Source organism: Salinibacterium sp. NG253 (assembly GCF_015864945.1).
GTDB lineage: Bacteria > Actinomycetota > Actinomycetes > Actinomycetales > Microbacteriaceae > Rhodoglobus.
The window spans coordinates 1,064,113-1,082,998 of the sequence record NZ_JADYWF010000001.1 but is presented as its reverse complement, the minus strand read 5'-3'; the positions used below and the strand labels follow the sequence as shown (position 1 = coordinate 1,082,998).

Sequence of the window (18,886 nt, the reverse complement as noted above, 5' to 3'; positions counted from 1 at the left end):
CGGCGAAGCCAGGCCTGTTAGGCCTTGGCTACTTCTTCGTCGGATGCTGCTGCGGCATCCGCTTCGACCTGCGCACGAACGATGTCGCGCTTCTTCTCGAGGCGGCTCACCCAGTAGGCGAATCCGAGGGAGAGTACGGCGAGGACCGCAATGGTCCAGCCGCCGAGGTTTGCTACTCCGAAGAACAGGCCGGTCAGGGGGTTTGCTCCGTCAACGAGCGACGAGATGAGCTGTGATCCCTGGTTGTCGCTGAAGCCGGAAGCTTCGGCGATGGCGGTGAACTGCGGTGCGGTTGCGGTGGCGATGAACAGGCCGATCGCAATAACGATGGCGCCACCGATGACGGAGCGCACGATGTTGCCGCGGAAGATCGGAACCATCATGGCCACGATGAACGGCAGAGTCGCAAGGTCAACGAGCGGCAGTACCTGGTTGCCGAGCGGAGCGAGCGCAATAGCGATCAACACGGTGACGGGAACCAACACGAGCGATGTCGCGAGCACGGCAGGCTGGCCTACCGCGATTGCGGTGTCGAGACCGATGTAGAACTTGCGGCCGGGGAAACGCTTCTGCACGAACTCGCGAGCGGAGTCGGAGACGGGGATGAGGCCTTCCATCAGGATCGACACCATGCGCGGCAGCAGCAGCAGAACGGCGGCGAGGCTGATCGCGAGCACGAGGATCGCAATCGAGTCTTCACGTGGGTCGTCGAAGCCGAAGCCAGCGAGCCCGATGATGATTCCGAGCACGAGACCCAGGATCATCGATTCGCCGAAGACACCGAAGCGCTTCTCGATGGTCTGCGGGTCAGCCTTCAGGTTGCGGAAGCCCGGGATGCGGTCGAAGATCCAGTTGAACGGAATCGCGAACAGGATGTACGGCGCGCTGGTGCCGTGCGGGAACGAGATGTCGGGGAAGTTGAAGTACTTCTGGATCAGCGGTGCAGAGAGGTCAGCAAGGGCCAGAACGATCACCATGTGCACGGCGGCTGCAGCGATACCGATCCAGAAGTTGTCAGTGACAGCTCCCACAAGAGCGCCAACGAGGGCGAAGTGCCAGAAGTTCCACAGGTCGATGTTGAACGTGCGGGTGAGACCCGACCACAGCAGCAACATGTTGACGAGGATGCCGACAGGAATAATCACCGCCCCAATAGTTGATCCGAACGCGATGGCGGCGCTCGCGGGCCAACCAACGTCGAGAACGGTGAGGTTCACGCCGAGGTTCACGGCGAGAGCCTGAGCTGCGGGACCAACGGTGCCGGCCATGAGGCCGATGACGAGGTTGATTCCGATGAAGCCGATACCGATGAGGACACCGGCACGGAGGGCTTGGCTAAACTTTTGGCCAAGAATCATGCCGAAGATGGTGATGAGGATCGGCAGGGTGACCGCGGCACCGAGTGCCGTGAGATAGCTGGTGATATTCGTCAGAATATCTTCAATGATGTTCAACGTTGAACGTCCATTTCTCTGTCTGAAGTGAGTGGTGTGGGTGCGCTAGAGCGCGCTGTGATGCACCGCAATGGTTAACTGCGGTGCAGTGCGAGCGGGTGGGTTAGTCGAACTGCTTCTCGATTTCGGCGTACACCTTGTCGAGGCCCATTCCGGTAAGGAACGGGAGTCCGGCGATAACGGGGATTCCGACCGAGTCGGGCACTTGGGTAGTGGCGACGATGAAGTCTGCAGCGAGGTCGCCGCGCAGAGTGTCGGTTACTTTGCCTTGCGAGATTGTGGCGTCGAGGCCCTTAGACGCACAAAAGTCCTTGATCTTTGTTGCGACCACGGTAGATGTTGCGACGCCGGTGCCACAGATGACGAGGATGCGTTTTGAGGCCAATTTCGATACTCCAATGTATTCGCGAATGACTGGTGTGACACAATTATGCACGTTTGATGTACAAATGTGTACAAGTGGTTCTTGTTTTGACTAACACAGTCACCAAGTGCCCGACAGACACGAAACTTAACCACCGCCAATGAAGGATGAGGGTTCATGAGCGACACGACCAACGCAGCCGCGGCAGATGCCAACCACGACGGCGCGACCGCGACCGTAATGCCGCGCGCCGACCTCAGCTTTGTGGGCCTGCAAGCCAGCTCGAGTGCCGAAGTTCTCACTGCTTTCGCGGCCCAGGCGCTCGCCGTCGGAGCCGTGCACCCCACCTATGAGGCAGCTCTGCTTGAGCGCGAAAGCGCGTACCCCACCGGGCTGCCAACCGTCATCCCGGTTGCTATTCCTCATGCGGATGTCGAACATGCCATCGAGTCGGGCCTAGGAATTGCGATGTTGGCAGAACCGGTCCACTTCGGCGAAATGGGCGGAGCTGACTCCACCGTCGCAGCCCGGGTCGCGGTGCTTATTCTCGTCACCGAGCCGCACGCGCAAACGGAGATGCTGTCGCAACTCATCGCCGTGTTCCAACTCGATGGCTGGCACGAGACGCTGAGCGCAGCCACGACTGCAGAAGAACTCGCCGCAAGTTTCGCCGGCCTGCTGGCCTCAACCGCTCAGTAGTGGCCCGCCGGGAGCTGCTTCGCTGCTGACCTGAAGCGTGACTACCGCGGGGTGGTGCTAGTTAACGCTGGTTGAGGAGCGCGAGCGCGAGGTCGGAGTCGACGACGAGCACATCGAAGAGCCCGCCCGTGAGCGCTGCGTGGGTGCCCTCGAGTTTCTGTGCTCCGGCGGCAACGCCCACGACGGTCGGAATGTTGCCGAGCTCTTCGAGGTCGATCGCGATGACGCGGTCATTAACTACTGACTCGACGATTTTTCCGTCACTGTCGAAGAAGCGTGTGCAGCAGTCACCAACGGCTCCGGATGCTGCAAACTCAGCGCGCTCAGTCTTGCTCAAGTTCATCGACTCGATGATGGCGCCAGAAGCTCCAACGCCGACGTTACCGACACCAACGATCGCGATCTTGGCCCGCTTCGATGCGCTCAATACGCCGGTGATGGACGGTTCGCGCAGGAATGCTTCGCGGGATTCGCGGGATTCGACGACAGCGGGCGCGTAAAGGCGGCGGTGTTGTGCTCCCAGTTTGGTGGCGAGCAGGCGCACGAGAACGTTGCCGTCGCGAGCGGAGTCCACGATGGAAAGCCCGCCGACGAGGGGAAGCACTTCGATGTTCTCGTGGGAGGAATCATCCGGAATTTCATCGACGACGGCCTGCACGCTTGAACCCCAGGAAAGGGCGATGCCGCCGTCGCGGGGCAGATTGTCGATGAGCCATTGGGCGCCGAGCGCGCCAACGCGAGTGAGCTGGTTGTCGGCGCCGGTGCTGGGCGCGACGCGACACTCGCGGAGTCCGTAGCGGGCGACGAGTTGAGCTTCGAGGTCTTGAGCGCGGCCGAAAGGATCGTTGATACGGATCTCGACGATGCCGTTCTTGCGGGCATCAGCGAGTACGCGAGAGACGTTCGATCGCGAGACCCCAATCTCTTGGGCGACTTCGGCTTGTGATTTGCCCTCGAGGTAGTAGAGAGTGGCGGCCTTCACAAGCATTGCTTGATTGCGTGGACTGGGTATCGGTCCATTCCTCTCTCATGCTTCGTTGCTGATTTGCACTGATTCTACTTCGGTCTTCACACTCGTGCGCATGATTTGCAGGGTTCTACTAGCTACAAACCGCTGATTGATGCCAGTCCGTGACCCGCCTACCCCCAGAAAACATGCGTTTTATATCCCGCTGAAGCACATGCTGCACACTCGTGAGGCACAGCCAAGGCTCAGCCAATCAGGAGTAAATTTAGAGCATCGGATCAGGTTACAAACCGAAGAGAAGAGAGCACAATGACAAACATTCAGCGTGTAACGGTTCTGGGCACTGGCGTGCTCGGATCCCAGATTGCATACCAAACAGCATTCAGTGGCTTCGAGGTCGTGGCGTACGACATCAACGATGAAGTTCTAGAGAAGGCTCGCACTCGGTTCGACGGGCTGGCGAGCACCTACGTTGCCGACAGCGTTGCTGGTGCGGCAGACGGCAAGGCGCAAGAAGCCCTTGGTCGCGTGCGGTTCTCCTCCGATCTTGCGGATGCTGTTAAGGACGCCGACCTCGTTATCGAGGCCATTCCCGAGATTCTCGACCTCAAGAAGACCACCTACGCGGAGCTCGGAAAGCTCGCTCCCGCGCACACGATTTTTGCGACAAACTCGTCCACTCTGTTGCCCAGTGACATCAAGGACTCCACGGGACGTCCAGACAAGTTCCTCGCACTGCACTTTGCCAACCAAATCTGGAAGTTCAACACTGCCGAGATCATGGGTACGGCAGACACCGACCCCGCTGTCTTCGATTCGGTGGTGGAGTTCGCTTCTGCAATCGGTATGGTGCCGATTCCGATCCACAAGGAGAAGGCCGGCTACGTTCTCAACTCGTTGCTCGTTCCGTTCCTCAACGCTGCGGCAGAGCTCGCGGCCGATGGTTATGCAGAGCCGGCCGACGTCGATAACACGTGGCGGATCGCCACCGGTGCTCCGATGGGGCCGTTCCAGATCCTTGACGTAATCGGGCTCACAACGCCGTACAACATCATGTCCCACGGCGACGAGAACACGAAGCGGTTTGCTGAGTGGATCAAGACCGAGTACATCGACAAGGGTTACTTGGGAATCGCGACGGGTCGCGGTTTCTACACGTACACGAAGTAGTGGTGAGAGGCACGGGGGCGTTCACATTCCCCTGTGCCTCAACCCGACCGTGTAACACCCAGCGGGGGTCGCTAAACTTGCTTAGTGACTATTCGCCTCTATGACACTCGCAGTGCCAGCCTCCTCGACCTCGATCCCCGTGAGCCGGGCAAGGTGGGCATCTACGTCTGCGGTCCTACCGTGCAGTCGTCTCCGCACATCGGCCACTTGCGTTCGGCCCTCGTCTACGACATTTGGCGCCGCTGGCTCACCTATCGTGGGCTCGACGTCACGCTCGTGCGCAACGTCACCGACATCGACGACAAGATTTTGACCCGAGCAGCGGATGCCGCAGCCGAAGGCTCGACCGAACAGTGGTGGGCCTTGGCCTACCGTGTCGAACTTGAGTTCACCGCGGGCTACAACGAGCTCGGCATTCTGCCGCCGACCTACGAGCCTCGGGCCACCGGCAACATCGGTGAGATGCGCGAATTGATCGCGAAGCTCATCGAGCGCGGCCATGCGTATGCCGCAAGCGACGAGTCGGGAGACGTCTACTTCGACACTCAGTCGTGGCCCTCCTACGGCGAACTTACCCGGCAGAAGCTCGACGACATGGTTGCCGCAGCCGATGCCGACCCGCGCTCCAAGCGCGATCCGCGTGACTTTGCCCTCTGGAAGGGGAGCAAGCCCACTGAACCCGAGTCAGCATCGTGGTCGTCGCCGTGGGGCAACGGACGTCCGGGCTGGCACATTGAGTGCTCTGCCATGTCTCGCCGCTACTTGGGCGGGGCATTCGACGTCCACGGTGGTGGCCTTGATTTGCGGTTCCCTCATCACGAGAACGAACTTGCCCAGTCGACCGCTGCTGGTGATGAGTTCGCTCGTCACTGGGTGCACAACGGCATGGTCAACGTCAACGGCCAAAAAATGTCGAAATCACTCGGCAATTCGGTGTTCGCTCGCGACCTTTTGGATGCCGCTCGCCCCATTGTGGTGCGCTATTTGTTGGGAGCGGCCCATTACCGCTCCACAATCGACTACACTGACACGTCACTTGCTGAAGCAGAAGCAGCCTTTGAACGCCTTGAGGTGTTCATTGAGCGTGCCTCGCGTCGACTGCGAGACACTCGCTTCGACGTCGCGAACACCACAGAGGTGCCCGAGGCATTCGGCGAGGCCATGGATGACGACCTTGCAGTGCCTCAGGCGCTCGCGGTCGTGCACGAGACGATTCGTTCGGGCAACGCTGCCCTCGACGACGGAGATCTTGCGGCGGTTGCCACCGCGCGATCACACGTGATCGCTATGGCACAGGTTTTGGGTATCAACCCACTTGATCCACGATGGGGTTCTGAGCGTTCAGAGCCAGCCGTTGCTGCTTTGTCAGTACTGGTTGAACAGCTCATTGAGGATCGCAATACGGCCCGCGCAGCTAAGGATTTTGCTGCCGCAGACCGAATCCGTGATGAACTATCAGCGGCGGGCATCGCACTAGAAGATGACTCGACCGGATCGCATTGGAGCTTGCCGTGACTGATCGGCGCTTCCGACAGGAGCAACACTCGTGAAAAACCCAGGTAACACACCCCGCGCAGGAGCGGTACGCAAGGGCCGCAAGGGCCCCCAGGTCGGCTCGGGAGGCCAGGGACGTCAGGCTCTCGAAGGTCGCAAGCCCACACCCAAGGCAGAAGACCGCCCGTACCACCCCGCAGGCAAGCGCAAGGCTGCGGCCGAGCGCTATGAAGCAGCCGGTGGAACTCGCCGCAACGGTGGCAAGCCCTCCGAGGGCGGCCAGCGTTCGAGCCAGCCCAGCCGGTCGCGGGTAGCGAAGTCTGCCGACGAGTCTGAGATGGTCACTGGCCGTAACTCGGTGCTCGAGGCTCTTCGCGCCAAGATCCCCGCCCACACGCTCTACATGGCTGCACGTATCGAATACGATGACCGCGTCAAGGAGATCCTCAAACTCGCGACCTCGCGCGGCATCGCCGTGCTCGAAGTGATGCGTCCAGAACTCGACCGTCTTGCCGGTTTCGACTCTGTGCACCAGGGCTTTGCCCTCAAGGTGCCGCCGTACGAGTACGCGCACCCCATGGAATTGCTCGACAAGGTAGAAGCTCGCGGCCAGGTTCCGCTGCTTGTTGCTCTCGACGGCATCACTGACCCGCGCAACCTCGGCGCTATCGTGCGCTCGGTTGCCGCGTTTGGTGGCCAGGGTGTCATTGTTCCGCAGCGTCGCTCGGTGGGCATGACGGCATCCGCGTGGAAAACCTCCGCCGGTGCTGCCGCACGCACACCCGTTGCTATGGCCAATAACCTCACGCAGATGATCAAGGAATACAAGAAGCGCGGCGTCTTCGTGCTCGGTCTCGATGGGGATGGCGACGTGTCGCTTCCCGCATTGCCTCTGGCGAAAGAGCCCGTTTTGATCGTTGTCGGTAGCGAAGGTAAGGGCTTGTCGCGTCTCGTCACTGAAAACTGTGACGCCATCGTGTCGATCCCGATCAGTGCATCGACCGAGTCGCTCAACGCCGGTATCGCCGCGAGTGTCACGCTCTATGAGATCTCGAAGCTGCGTTCAGCAGCTCGCAAAAAGAAGTAGCGTGCCGCAGGAGTGATCCTGCGCCGCAACGCAGAGAGCCGCTGTCCCCGAGGGGACAGCGGCTCTCTGCGTTTAAGGAAAGTGCGGCTAGCTAGCGCTGACCGCGTCGAGCGCAGCCGTGATGTCGTTCATGAGGTCATCGACGTGCTCGAGCCCGACCGAGACACGCACAATTCCCGCTCCCGGCTTCGCTTCCGAAGCAACCGGGCGGTGCGTGAGCGATGCCGGATGCTGCACGAGGGTGTCGATGCCGCCGAGCGAGACCGCATGGGTGATGAGCTTTACCGACTCGGTGAACTTCGCCGCGGCGTCATAGCCGCCGGCAAGGTCGAGAGCGATGAGCGAACCGGCGCCGGCCGACTGAGTTCCAATGAGTCCAGCCGGGTCCTGACCGGGAAGGCCGGGGTAAAGCACGCGAGCGAGCGCGGGATGACCGTCGAGGCGACGAGCAAGCTCGCCCGCGGTCTCCTGCTGGGCGCGTACGCGCAGGGGAAGTGTGCGAAGTCCACGGTGCAGCAGATAGGCCGCAAAGGGGTGCAGAACGCCTCCAGTGAGAGCGCGGACGTTGCGCAGGGCCTTGGCGTGCTCTTCGCTCGTGGCGATAACCCCGCCCATGACATCTCCGTGGCCGCCCAAGTACTTGGTGGCACTGTGCAGCACCATCGCGGCGCCAAATTCGATGGGGCGCTGGAGAACGGGAGTCGCGAAAGTGTTGTCCACGAGAACGGGAACCGTGCCAGCCGCTTCAACGACCTTCGCGATGTCAACAAGTTCGAGGGTGGGGTTCGCGGGGGACTCGATGATGATGAGGCCCGTGTTGGGCTGAATGGCGTTGACGATCGAGTCGGCATCCGCCCAGGTCACGGTCGTGCCGAGCAGTCCGTTGTCGAGAACGTGGTCGGTTCCGCCGTAAAGCGGGCGAACGCCAACGACGTGCGGGCGGCCGGCCGAAGCGATGGAAATCAGCACTGCGGAGAGCGCTGCCATGCCGCTGGCATACGCGACGGCGGCTTCTGCTCCTTCGAGGGCGGCGAGGCTGTCTTCGAATCGAGCGACACCTGGCTGCCAGAGCCGTTGGTAGACGGCGGAGTGGCCATCGATGATGGGGTTTCCCGAGGCGAGGTTCTCGTAGGAGTCGCCACCCACTTCGACGCTCGGCAGCGGATTGGTGGTGGAGAGGTCGATCGAGGGAACGTGCTGACCAGATTCCTGCACGCCCTCCATTCCCGCGTGAACAGCAAGGGTTTCGAGATGGATGTCGTGAGGCAGCATGACTTGATAACAGCAGAAACTTCGACGCTAATCAACTCTCCTGCAGAATCTTCACGAAATATGACGTTTTTCGCATAAGCTGCGACCCAGGAGGCCACCGTGCGAGAGAACAATAGTCTGCCAATCGATTCGATCGATCAAATCATTCTGGCGAGCCTAGCCAGCAATGCGCGGATGTCGGGGTCGGCTCTGTCAGCCGCAGCCGGAGTTGCCGAATCCACTGTCTCTCAGCGCCTTCGTCGCCTGCACGACGAAGGTTATCTTCGAGGTTTCCACGCTGACATCGATGTCGCCAAACTCGGCATGAGCGTGCAGGCCCTCATCTCCATCAAACTCGTCAAACACGTGCGCGAAGACGTGGATGCTTTCCGCAGCGCTGCCCCGAACTGGCCTGGCGTGCTGGCCTTCTTCCACACCGGGGGCGGCGACGACTACTTGCTTCACGTCGCGGCTCACAGCGCGGCAGAACTGAGAGACTTTGTGCTCACCTACTTGGCCAGTCATCCGGCTGTCGCGCATTCCGAAACCAATCTGGTCTTCGAACACGTGACCGGGCGGGGCCTTGAGCAACTCTTGTCGTAGCGAAACGACGCCTGGTTAGACCTTGAGGCGCCAGTCCTCTTCGTCGTCGCCACCGTCATCCGCGGCGGCCAATTCGCCCTGAATCGTAATCGGCATCGTGAACGCGCCCGTTGGCGGGTTAATCATGGTGGCTTCGTCGCGACGGAACTGCAACACATTCTCGACATAACTGCCCACCGCCTCTGCCAGCGGGATGTCGTGGCCGGAATCCTGCGCGAGCTGACGACGGTGATCGAGCAGCTGGTGGAAAGCCTCAGCAGGTTCGAGCTTGCCGCGCATCTCTTTCGGGATTGCGCGAATCACGGGTTCGAAGACGCGCGCGGCCCACTCGTGGGCAAGCATCTCTTCGTCCATGTCTTGCTTGTCGAACGCGGCGCGGTAGGAATCCATGTCGTTGAGCAGGCGGCGAGCTTGGTTTTCTTGAGCATCGAGACCGGTCAACCGCAGCAGGCGACGTGAGTGGTGTCCGGCATCCACGACCTTGGGCTGAATGCGCACCCGGGTGCCCGAATCTTCCGTCTTGATGGCGAGTTCTTCGATGTCAAAGCCGAGAGCATTGAGGCGCTCAACGCGCTGGTTGATGCGCCAGCGTTCGGACTGGTCGAAACGCTCGGAGCCGGTGAGCTCTTGCCACAGCGTGCGGTACTGCGCGACGATGCCATTGCTGATCTCAACGGGGTCAATGTCTTGTTCGAGTCGACCGCCGGCCTGCAGGTCGAGCAGTTCGCCCGCAATGTTGACGCGACCGATTTCGAGGTCGTTCTCGCGTTGACCATTCGACAGCCGGTCATACAACTGCCCGGTTTCGGCATCCACGAGGTAGGCCGCGAACGCGCCAGCGTCACGGCGAAAAAGAGTGTTGGAGAGCGAAACATCGCCCCAGAAAAAGCCGACAATGTGCAGGCGAACCAGCAGCACCGCCAGAGCATCGACGAGACGCCGAGCTGTTTCGGGGCGCAAGCTTTGGGAATACACAGCGCGGTAGGGGAGGGAGAAGCGCAAGTGTCGGGTCACAAGAACCGACTTCAGTTCTTCGCCATCGGCCGCCGTGCGGTTCGTGATGATCGCGAGCGGGTCGACACAGGGGACGTCGAGCTTCTGCAGGGTGCGCAGCATCTCGTACTCACGCTTAGCGAGCTCGCTTGAGGTCTCCTTGATGGCCACGACGTAACCGCTGAGATTGGCAAAGCGCACGAGGTGTCGCGAAATACCCTTCGGCAGGATCGCGATGGAATCATCGGGCCACAGCTCGAGCGGCAACTCCCACGGCAGATCCAGCAGGGCCGGATCGACGGTGGCGGCGGTGATGTTGACAGAACCAGTCATTCACGTGTCCTTGAAAATAGAACGAGCCCGCCAAACATCCGAACTGGGTTCGACGTCGACGGGCTCGATCGTAAAGCGGAAGTTAGCTTGCGACTACAGGCTTCTTGGTGAGGCGCAGGCCCGACTCGGTGTCGAACACGTGCACGTGGTGAGGCTCAGGGGTCAAGAAGACCTTCTCGCCAGCGTTCGGGTGCGAGCGGCCATCAACGCGAGCAACGATGTCAACACGCTCGCCCTTGATTTCTGCGTGACCGTAGAGGTAACCGTCAGCACCGAGTTCTTCAACCAGGTCAACATCAACGGGAAGGCCGTTGCCCGACGTCGAAACGATGACGTCTTCGGGACGGATGCCGATGGTGACCGTCTTAGCGTCGGTTTCGCCGAGCGTCTCAGCGTCAACCGCAACAACAGCGTCGCCGAACTGCAAGCCACCGTCGACGATGTCAACGCTGAAGAGGTTCATAGCGGGGCTGCCGATGAAGCCAGCAACGAAGATGTTCTGCGGTGCTTCGTAGAGGTCGCGAGGAGTTCCAACCTGCTGGAGGATGCCATCCTTGAGCACAGCGATGCGGTCACCCATGGTGAGCGCTTCGGTCTGGTCGTGAGTCACGTAAACCGTGGTGACTCCAAGGCGACGCTGCAGGCTAGCGATCTGCGTACGAGTCTGAACGCGAAGCTTGGCGTCCAAGTTCGACAGTGGCTCATCCATGAGGAAGACCTGGGGCTGGCGAACGATAGCGCGACCCATGGCAACACGCTGACGCTGACCACCCGAGAGTGCCTTGGGCTTGCGGCTCAAGTAAGGCTCGAGGTCAAGAAGCTTCGCTGCTTCGAGTACGCGAGCTGCACGCTCCTCTTTGTTGACGCCGGCGATCTTGAGCGCGAAGCCCATGTTCTCGGCAACCGTCATGTGCGGGTAGAGAGCGTAGTTCTGGAAGACCATGGCGATGTCGCGGTCTTTCGGCGGAACATCGGTGACGTCGCGGTCACCAATGAGGATGCTGCCATCGTTGACCTCTTCAAGGCCGGCGAGCATGCGAAGGCTGGTGGACTTACCGCAACCCGAGGGGCCGACAAGTACGAGGAATTCACCGTCTTCTACGTGAAGATTCAGCTTGTCTACAGCGGGGATCGTTGATCCCGGGTAGAGCCGTGTTGCATTGTCAAAAGTTACAGACGCCATTGTTCTTTTATTTCTCCTTCACCGGCAGGTACGTGCCGGACGATCCGAGTGATGGACAGCGGTCGAAACCGCGTTGGGTCATTATTGCACTCTTTTGGGGGGTGAATGACAGAGTGGTCCACCCCAAAATGGTCGCCAACTTAGGGTTCGGTTGGGCAATTCCCAGCGATTCCTCCTAAAATCGACGGGTGCGTCGTAATTTTTGGGCGCCCTCCACAGCGATTTACACGGCAGATGAGGTTCGATTGAGCAACGGCAACTCCGGCGATGGCCGACTCAGCAAGAATGAGCGTCGCGAAGCGGCGCGCGAAAAAGCTCGCATTCAGCGTGACGAACAGAAGAAGAAAGATCGCCGCACCAAGTGGATTCTTCAAGGCAGCGTTGGCCTCGCGCTCGTCGCCATCGTCGCGGTAATCGCGCTGGTGCTCGTCAACTCGAATCAGCCTGCAGGCCCAGGCCCGCAGAACTTTGCTAGCGACGGTGTTCAAATCAGCCAGGGTTTCATCGCTACGCCGACGGCCGCTCTCGAAGCGGATGCTGATCCGATTCCGAGCGTCCACGATGAAGAATCAGGCGTTCTAGACATCCAGATCTATGTTGACTACCTGTGCCCCATTTGTGGTTCTTTTGAGCAGACCAACGGTGCGTATATTGAGAGTCTCGTCGACAACGGCGCCGCTACTCTCGAAGTGCACCCCATCACCATCCTCGACCGTCTCTCGCTCGGCTCGCGGTACTCCTCGCGTGCGGTCAACGCCGTTGCATGTGTTGCAGACACCTCGCCGAACGACTTCTACGCGTACCACGCGCTGCTTCTCTCGGATGGAATCCAGCCTGAGGAAAACACCTCAGGGCTCAGCGATGTCGACCTCATTGAGCTCTTGGACATCGCCGGGGTAGAAAACACGGATGTCATCGCTGAGTGCATCAACGATGAGACCTTCAAGTCGTGGGTAAGTAATTCCACTGCGCGTGCTCTTTCGGACCCCATCCCCAACTCTGACGTCGGAGCGGTCACGGGAACCCCGACCGTTCTCGTCAACGGAATCAAGTACGAGGGTGCAGTAAACGACCTCGTCAGCTTCCAGGCCTTCGTTACTCAAGCTGCTGGTGATGACTTCATCGAAAGTTCAACACCGACGCCTACTGCGACGCCCGAGTCGTAACGAGCGCAGCGCACGAAGCAGGCCCCCGATCCGGTTGGATCGGGGGCCTGTTTCGTTGTGCAGAGGAGTTCGGGTTAGCCGAATGTGTACGAGTACGCCTCGACGCCCTCGCTCACAGTCACCTCCAGTGTGCCCGCCTCGATCGTGTCTGACTTGGGAATGATCGAGTAGGAGTTCGGCGTGCCCGAGACCTTAATGGTCTCAGTCTTGCCATCGCGCTTCACCGTGATCGTGCCTTCGCCACCGAGAACCATGCGAACTTCACTCGCGGTGTAGTTCAGCTTGATGCTGCCCTCTCCGTTGCGGGGAGTCGCATTCTGGAACGTGAGCTCCCAGTCGCCTTCAAGCGCGAAGCTGTTGTCGGCAAGATCTGACGGGTAGCTGTAGGTGTTGGTGCCCGACGCGTACTTCTCGTCACCGCCATAGTTCACTACCTTGCCGAGGCTGAGGTACGTCTCGGGAGTAGTGGTTCCCGCTTCGGGAGTGTCATCGCTGACCTCGGTTGCTGGCGGCAACTGAACGTCAGGGTTGGCATCCACGAGTAGTTCACGAATGAGCTTCTCGGTGGTCTGGTAGCTACCTTCACCGAACTTGATGTGACGAACAACGCCCTCAGCGTCGATCAGGTAGTGCGCCGGCCAGAAACGGTTGCGGTAGTTGGTCCAGGTGCTGAGATTGTTATCGAGAGCGACCGGGTATTCGATCGCGTAGTTCTCGGCGCCAGCCTTGACGTTGGCCGGAACCTTCTCAAACGCGTACTCGGGGGAGTGGACGCCGATGACGTTCAATCCGAGATCCTTGTAGGCGTCGTACCAGCTGTTGATGTGCGGAACCGCACGCTGGCAGTTGATGCAGGAGTATGCCCAGAAGTCGATCAAAACGACTTCGCCGCGAAGCTCATCCAGAGTGATTTCCTCGTTGTTCTCGGTGTTGAACCACTCTTGGATCCCCTGAATATCGGGAGCGATGCCGCAGCTTTCGAGCTCGGTGCCACCGTTGCTGCACTGGTCGAGGTCCTTGTTCTGTTCGTTGACGAGACCACCCAGGTTGAGCTGTTCTGCAATCTGCTCAGAGTCGCTGAACTGGTCTTGCAAAGCGCTCGTGTAGTCGGGAACGAGGCGCTGAAGTGCCTGAGGAAGGTTGAAAACGAGACCAATCGCGAGAGCGATCATCAGTACGCCACCGGTGACGCGAATCTTCTGCTGGTGCTTGCGGAACGTCTTGACGCGCTCGGCAACACGACGGCCGGCGAGAGCGAAGATGAGCAGCGGGAGGGCTGCACCCACCGCGAAGGTGATCGTAAGCACGATGGTCTCGGGCCCGATGCGTCCGGTGGAGCCGGCGACCGTGATGGCTGCAAGAACTGGTCCGGCGCAGGGCACGTAGACGGCACCGAGAGCGAGGCCGAGCACAAAGCCACCCTTGTCTGTTCCGACGTTCTTCTGCGGAATCCACGAGAAGGGCTTCTCCAGAATGTGCTGGAAAGCGGGGATGATGAGGCCAAGGCCGATCAGAACGAGAACGACAATGCCGGCCCAGCGCAGGAAGTCCTGCGGGAGGTTCAGCAGCGCCAGAATGAGCGACCCGATGAGCGTGAAAACACTGAACGCGACAACGAGGCCGGCGATCACGAAGTAGGGGCGCCAGGGTGAAACCTTGGGGGCGGCATCCTTCTCGGCTGTTGCCGTCGCGGTAGCGCTGACGGCCGCAGCGTCGGATGCCAGGGGCATCGTTCGGCGGGCAAAGCGACGCTTCTTGGTTTCCCCTTCGCCGCGGGCACTCATGGCGCCACCGGATAAGAAGATGACCGGAAGGACCGGCAAGATACACGGGGATATACCCGTGATGATGCCTCCTAGGAAGCCGATAAGGGCGAGACTGAGCATGAGGTTCCTCCACAGAACTGTGTGACGCCCGGGAGCCCGGACGGCTGCACTCAGTTCGGAACCGTTGCCCGAATTGGTTGGTCTGAGGTTGCGTCGCCTCTAGGGGCGCTGCTCGGGATCGGCATGCGGATGCCGGCGAAAGCGGCGAGCGAAGCGCCACGTAGCAATGCTTCCGCCGATCGCAATAGCGAGCGCGAGGACAGCAACGCCGAGGTAGCGCCACTCCGAGGCGGGGGAGTAGGAGAAGGTATCTGACCAGTCGAGCCCGAGCCGCACGGCGACGGCCCCGAGCATCCAACTCATGAGGACTCCGCCGAGAGTTACCAGAACGGATGCGGGCGTTGCTCGACGCCGACTCTTCTTGGCGGAACGTCGGGCCATATCGCACTGCTTTCGGATTGCTGGAGTCGTTCTGAGCTTACGTGCGAACAATCCTTACCTCCCTATGCGCGAAAGCGGTTCAAAAAAACTTTTGAGAATCTTCCAAACCCTTTTCGGGGGTGCCCCGAATAGTCCTGTGTAAGCCGGCAGCGAGTCGGCAAACCGGGTCCATTCGGGGGCCACCAACTTTCACCAAGGAGATTCACATGCGATCCATTAAGCGCAACACCTTCGCCGCCCTCACCTTCGCTGCTGTAGCAATGGTCGGTCTCGCCGGTTGTTCCAGTGCCGCAACGGAAGACACCGCAGCGCCTGCGCCCGACGAGAGCTCGTCGGCAATGGAGATGGACTACACGACAGACCTCGTCGGCGCCGGCTGTGCCGCCTACGCCGAGACCGTTCCGGACGGAAGCGGCTCGATCGTCGGAATGGCGCAGGACCCTGTGGCAGTAGCCGCATCGAACAACCCGCTGCTCACCACGCTCACCGCTGCCGTTTCGGGTGGTCTCAACGCTGACGTTGACCTGGTTGACACTCTCAACGGTTCAGAATTCACCGTCTTCGCTCCGGTTGATGACGCTTTCGCAGCACTTCCTGCTGAGACCGTAGAGGCGCTCATGCAGACCGAGAACGCAGACCTGCTCACGAGCATCCTCACGTACCACGTTGTTCCCGGCCAGATCCTTCCGGATGACATTGCTGGCGAGCTCACCACTGTCAACGGCGAGACCATCACCGTTGCGGGTAGCGGAGACAACATCACCGTCAACGGCGCCAACGTCATCTGTGGTGGCGTACACACTGCTAACGCAACCGTTTACCTCATCGATGGTGTCCTCACCCCCGGTGCGTAATTTGTAGCAAACTTCACGGGGATCCGCGCCTGGCGCGGATCCCCGTTTTGTGCGTTAAGGCCCGTAGTTGCAGGGTTTCTGGCGCACCGCTACGGGGTAGACGCAGGGCTCTAGGGCCGTGAGGGCGATGCGCTTTCGTTACCTCGAGGCTTGACTTTCTTCCCTTGGCAGAGTTATTTTCTCTAAGTGAGCAATGAAGCCGTAAGCCGATTCGATGAGGCGACCTCTGTACGTGCGCAGGTCTTGACCATGCTGCGCGACAGCGGACCGTTGCCCCGAATTGAACTCGCCCGCCGCGCTCACCTCAGCCCCACCACCATCACCCGTGCCGTCAGCCAGCTCGTTGACGAAGGCGTGATCGTCGAGGGCAACTCGATCTCACCGACCAAGCTCGGTCGGCCCGCCACCGAGATTTCGATCGTCCGCGACGCGTTCGTCGTCGTCGGCGTTCAAGTGGGCGTCGGCTTCGTTCAGCTCGGTCTTATCGACCTGCTGGGCGGCACTGTGGCATCCAGCTCGCTCAGCTACGACATTGAGACCCCCGCCACCGAGGTCATGGTTGAGGCTGCGACCGCGATCAACGAACTTATAGCGGCATCGGAATATGACCAGTCGATGGTCATCGGCGTTGGAGTGGCCGTTCCTGGTCCCGTGGATGTCGCGGGCCGAAGCATCCTGCTCCCCATCAACCTGGACTGGCGCGATGTTCCCGTCGCCGACATCCTCGAACCGCTCACCGGGCTTCCTGTCACCGTCGAGCACAACGTTCGCTCGATGGCGCTCGCCGAAGCCCGCTTCGGTGTCGCCAAAGACCTCGGCAGCGTTGCGTTCATCTACTTGCGCACCGGCCTCGGCGCCGGCCTCGTCGTTGAGGGGCAGCCCTTCGCTGGCGGCGTGCGTGGGGCCATTGAACTCGGTCACTTGCACGTTATCGACAACGGCATCGACTGCGTCTGCGGCGGAAACGGATGCCTCGAAACCATCGTGAGCGAAGGTGCCCTGCAGCGCCAGCTCGCCGAAGCCGGGCTCTCGAGCAACGGCGGGGGAGCGCTCACCGCGCTGTACGCCGCAGCGGACACGAACGAGACGGCGCGAGCATTCATCGACTCGATCATCACCCAGTTGGCTACCGCAACATCGGCCATCGTCAACCTGCTCAACCCCGACGTGATTCTGCTGGGGGGCGCGCTCGCCGAGGTGCCCGAGGCTTTCTTCGAGCGCCTGACCGAACAGACCCGCCAGCAAGTGTTTCCGCTCATCCGCCCTCTCGTTCGTATCGAGCCATCGTCGCTCGGCATGTACGCGGGAGTGCTCGGAGGCGGAACCGCTGCGCTTGAACGCTATTTCTACATCTAAACCACAACTTCTCCATCGAACCAAGAGGACCGGACAATGACGTCGAACAGGAACGTGACATGACAGATCGAAAGGCCGAACCAGAGGCCCTGACCATGGCAACACCGACAGCTATCGCTGAGGACACCGAAAAGGGCGAGCGTTCTCTCAAAGGGCTGTACGTCATCACGTTCTTCCTGGGCATTGGAATCTGGACGCTGAGCGCCGTACTCTCGCGCAACGCGCTCATCCCGACGCCGATTGACGTTGTTGCCAGCTTTGCTGAACTCATCGCCAACGGAACCCTCTGGGGCCACACCGTGACGAGCCTCAGCCGAGTTACGACTGGCTTCCTGCTCGGAGTGGCCCTCGCCATTCCCGCCGGCTTCCTCATGGGCTGGTACTGGCTCGCGCGTGGATTGCTCGAGCCGTGGATTCAGTTCTTCCGCACCATCCCGCCGCTCGCGCTCATCCCGCTGGTCATCGTGATCCTCGGAATCGGTGAGACCGCCAAGATCTTCGTGATCTTCCTCGCGGCCTTCCTCTCCTGCGTGCTCGCGACCTTCCAGGGCGTGCGTAACGTGGACATCACCCTCATCAATGCGGCGAGAGTGCTTGGCGCGAAAGACTTCACGATCTTCACCCGCGTTGTGATTCCGGCATCCACCCCGTTCATTTTCGTCGGAATGCGCGTCGCGCTCGGTGCCTCGTGGGCGACCCTCGTGGCCTCGGAGCTGATTGCCGCCCCGACGGGTCTTGGACGGATGATGCAGCAAGCCGCCCAATTCTTGCAAACCGACCGCATCGTCGTCGGAATCATCATGATCGGTGCGCTCGGCTTCATCATGGACCGTTTGCTTCTTCTCGCCGAACGGCGACTTACTCGCTGGCAGGAGACTCGCTAATGCCTCTCATCTCCATCAAAAACGTCACCAAGGTCTACAACACGGAGCGTGGCCGCACCGTCAGCCTCGACAATGTCAGCCTGGATGTTGAGCAGGGTGAGTTCATCACTCTCGTCGGGCCAAGTGGCTGCGGCAAGTCCACGATGCTCAACCTCGTCGGCGGCTTGCTCATGCCGACCTCTGGTCAAGTGCTCGTGAACGACGAACCCGTCAAGGGCCCCGGCCCCGACCGCGGCGTGATCTTCCAGCAGTACGCACTGTTCCCGTGGCTTACTGCTCAGGAAAACGTTGAGTTCGGGCTTCGCCTGCAGAAGGTACCCAAGAAGGAGCGGGCCGAACGCGCCATGCACTACTTGAGCCTCGTCGGTCTCCAAGACTTCGCCAACGCGCTGCCCAAGGAGCTTTCGGGCGGCATGAAGCAGCGTGCGGCAATCGCACGGGCCTACGCCGTGCATCCATCAGTACTGCTCATGGATGAGCCATTTGGTGCCCTCGACGCCCTCACCCGGGTGCAGATGCAAGACGACCTGCTCGAGACCTGGGAAAAAGAAAAGCGCACCGTCGTGTTCATCACCCACGACGTTGACGAGGCCGTGTACCTCGCCAGCCGCGTCGTTGTCATGAGCCCCCGCCCCGGTCGCATCAGCGAAATTATCGACGTTCCCCTCGCGTATCCACGCGGGGAGGAGATTCGGCTCTCTCCCGAGTTTGCCGAGATCCGCGCCAGAGTGTGGCGCGGAGTGCACCACCACGAATGACTC

General features: G+C 60.5%; 18 protein-coding genes. 10 read left to right on the top strand and 8 right to left on the bottom strand.

Translation table 11 applies throughout. From position 1 onward, the window contains the following. Window positions 1-17: 17 nt before the first annotated feature. Both I6E52_RS05255 and I6E52_RS05250 read right to left on the bottom strand, forming a co-directional pair. On the bottom strand, window positions 18-1,454 hold the full coding sequence (locus I6E52_RS05255; protein WP_197155352.1) for a PTS galactitol transporter subunit IIC: 1,437 nt from the start codon (window positions 1,452-1,454) through the stop codon (window positions 18-20). 103 nt (window positions 1,455-1,557) lie between these two features. Further along, window positions 1,558-1,839 (bottom strand): PTS sugar transporter subunit IIB, encoded by a 282-nt coding sequence (locus I6E52_RS05250; protein ID WP_197155351.1) that lies wholly within the window; start codon window positions 1,837-1,839, stop codon window positions 1,558-1,560. A 156-nt stretch (window positions 1,840-1,995) separates the two neighbouring features. On the opposite strand from I6E52_RS05250, the gene I6E52_RS05245 reads away from it, so the two are divergent. After that, entirely contained in the window at window positions 1,996-2,517 is a 522-nt protein-coding gene (locus tag I6E52_RS05245; protein WP_231601772.1) for a PTS sugar transporter subunit IIA, read from the top strand. A gap of 61 nt (window positions 2,518-2,578) precedes the next feature. Here I6E52_RS05245 and I6E52_RS05240 read toward each other — a convergent pair whose 3' ends face one another. Next, the gene (locus I6E52_RS05240) at window positions 2,579-3,499 is read right to left on the bottom strand and encodes a sugar-binding transcriptional regulator (protein ID WP_197155350.1); all 921 of its coding nucleotides are present in this window, start codon (window positions 3,497-3,499) and stop codon (window positions 2,579-2,581) included. A gap of 294 nt (window positions 3,500-3,793) precedes the next feature. On the opposite strand from I6E52_RS05240, the gene I6E52_RS05235 reads away from it, so the two are divergent. The 3 genes from I6E52_RS05235 (at window position 3,794) to rlmB (ending at window position 7,235) form a co-directional block, all read left to right on the top strand. Beyond that, entirely contained in the window at window positions 3,794-4,654 is an 861-nt protein-coding gene (locus I6E52_RS05235) for a 3-hydroxyacyl-CoA dehydrogenase (protein WP_197155349.1), read from the top strand. A gap of 84 nt (window positions 4,655-4,738) precedes the next feature. Then, entirely contained in the window at window positions 4,739-6,169 is a 1,431-nt protein-coding gene (gene cysS, locus I6E52_RS05230) for a cysteine--tRNA ligase (RefSeq protein ID WP_197155348.1), read from the top strand. A 31-nt stretch (window positions 6,170-6,200) separates the two neighbouring features. Further along, window positions 6,201-7,235 carry a 23S rRNA (guanosine(2251)-2'-O)-methyltransferase RlmB gene (gene rlmB / locus I6E52_RS05225; protein WP_197155347.1) on the top strand — a complete coding sequence of 345 codons (1,035 nt, stop codon included), beginning with the start codon at window positions 6,201-6,203 and terminating at the stop codon, window positions 7,233-7,235. Window positions 7,236-7,322: 87 nt separating this feature from the next. Here rlmB and I6E52_RS05220 read toward each other — a convergent pair whose 3' ends face one another. Then, on the bottom strand, window positions 7,323-8,507 hold the full coding sequence (locus I6E52_RS05220) for a PLP-dependent aspartate aminotransferase family protein (RefSeq protein WP_197155346.1): 1,185 nt from the start codon (window positions 8,505-8,507) through the stop codon (window positions 7,323-7,325). Between the two features lie 99 nt (window positions 8,508-8,606). On the opposite strand from I6E52_RS05220, the gene I6E52_RS05215 reads away from it, so the two are divergent. Further along, window positions 8,607-9,089: an Lrp/AsnC family transcriptional regulator gene (locus I6E52_RS05215; RefSeq protein WP_197155344.1), complete on the top strand. Its 483-nt coding sequence runs from the start codon at window positions 8,607-8,609 to the stop codon at window positions 9,087-9,089. Between the two features lie 15 nt (window positions 9,090-9,104). Here the strand turns inward: I6E52_RS05215 and I6E52_RS05210 are convergent, their stop codons facing one another. Together I6E52_RS05210 and I6E52_RS05205 are read right to left on the bottom strand one after the other, a co-directional pair. Continuing rightward, on the bottom strand, window positions 9,105-10,415 hold the full coding sequence (locus I6E52_RS05210; protein ID WP_197123386.1) for a DUF4032 domain-containing protein: 1,311 nt from the start codon (window positions 10,413-10,415) through the stop codon (window positions 9,105-9,107). Window positions 10,416-10,497: 82 nt separating this feature from the next. Beyond that, entirely contained in the window at window positions 10,498-11,598 is a 1,101-nt protein-coding gene (locus I6E52_RS05205) for an ABC transporter ATP-binding protein (protein WP_197123388.1), read from the bottom strand. A 188-nt stretch (window positions 11,599-11,786) separates the two neighbouring features. Here I6E52_RS05205 and I6E52_RS05200 point away from each other — a divergent pair, with 188 nt between their 5' ends. Continuing rightward, entirely contained in the window at window positions 11,787-12,764 is a 978-nt protein-coding gene (locus I6E52_RS05200; RefSeq protein WP_197155342.1) for a thioredoxin domain-containing protein, read from the top strand. Window positions 12,765-12,838: 74 nt separating this feature from the next. Here the strand turns inward: I6E52_RS05200 and I6E52_RS05195 are convergent, their stop codons facing one another. Both I6E52_RS05195 and I6E52_RS05190 read right to left on the bottom strand, forming a co-directional pair. Continuing rightward, window positions 12,839-14,650, bottom strand: a complete 1,812-nt coding sequence (locus tag I6E52_RS05195) for a cytochrome c biogenesis protein DipZ (RefSeq protein WP_197155340.1) — start codon at window positions 14,648-14,650, stop codon at window positions 12,839-12,841. Between the two features lie 99 nt (window positions 14,651-14,749). Next, on the bottom strand, window positions 14,750-15,031 hold the full coding sequence (locus I6E52_RS05190; RefSeq protein ID WP_197155338.1) for a hypothetical protein: 282 nt from the start codon (window positions 15,029-15,031) through the stop codon (window positions 14,750-14,752). A 206-nt stretch (window positions 15,032-15,237) separates the two neighbouring features. Here I6E52_RS05190 and I6E52_RS05185 point away from each other — a divergent pair, with 206 nt between their 5' ends. From I6E52_RS05185 to I6E52_RS05170, 4 genes are all read left to right on the top strand, one after another. Next, window positions 15,238-15,885, top strand: coding sequence for a fasciclin domain-containing protein (locus I6E52_RS05185; RefSeq protein WP_197155337.1), 648 nt, complete (start codon window positions 15,238-15,240; stop codon window positions 15,883-15,885). Between the two features lie 186 nt (window positions 15,886-16,071). Further along, on the top strand, window positions 16,072-17,241 hold the full coding sequence (locus tag I6E52_RS05180) for an ROK family transcriptional regulator (protein WP_197155336.1): 1,170 nt from the start codon (window positions 16,072-16,074) through the stop codon (window positions 17,239-17,241). 59 nt (window positions 17,242-17,300) lie between these two features. Beyond that, window positions 17,301-18,125, top strand: coding sequence for an ABC transporter permease (locus I6E52_RS05175; protein WP_231599653.1), 825 nt, complete (start codon window positions 17,301-17,303; stop codon window positions 18,123-18,125). Then, complete coding sequence (locus tag I6E52_RS05170) at window positions 18,125-18,883, top strand: ABC transporter ATP-binding protein (protein WP_197155335.1); 759 nt, start codon at window positions 18,125-18,127, stop codon at window positions 18,881-18,883. Before I6E52_RS05175 ends, I6E52_RS05170 begins: the two co-directional genes overlap by 1 nt. The last annotated feature ends 3 nt before the right edge of the window (window positions 18,884-18,886 follow it).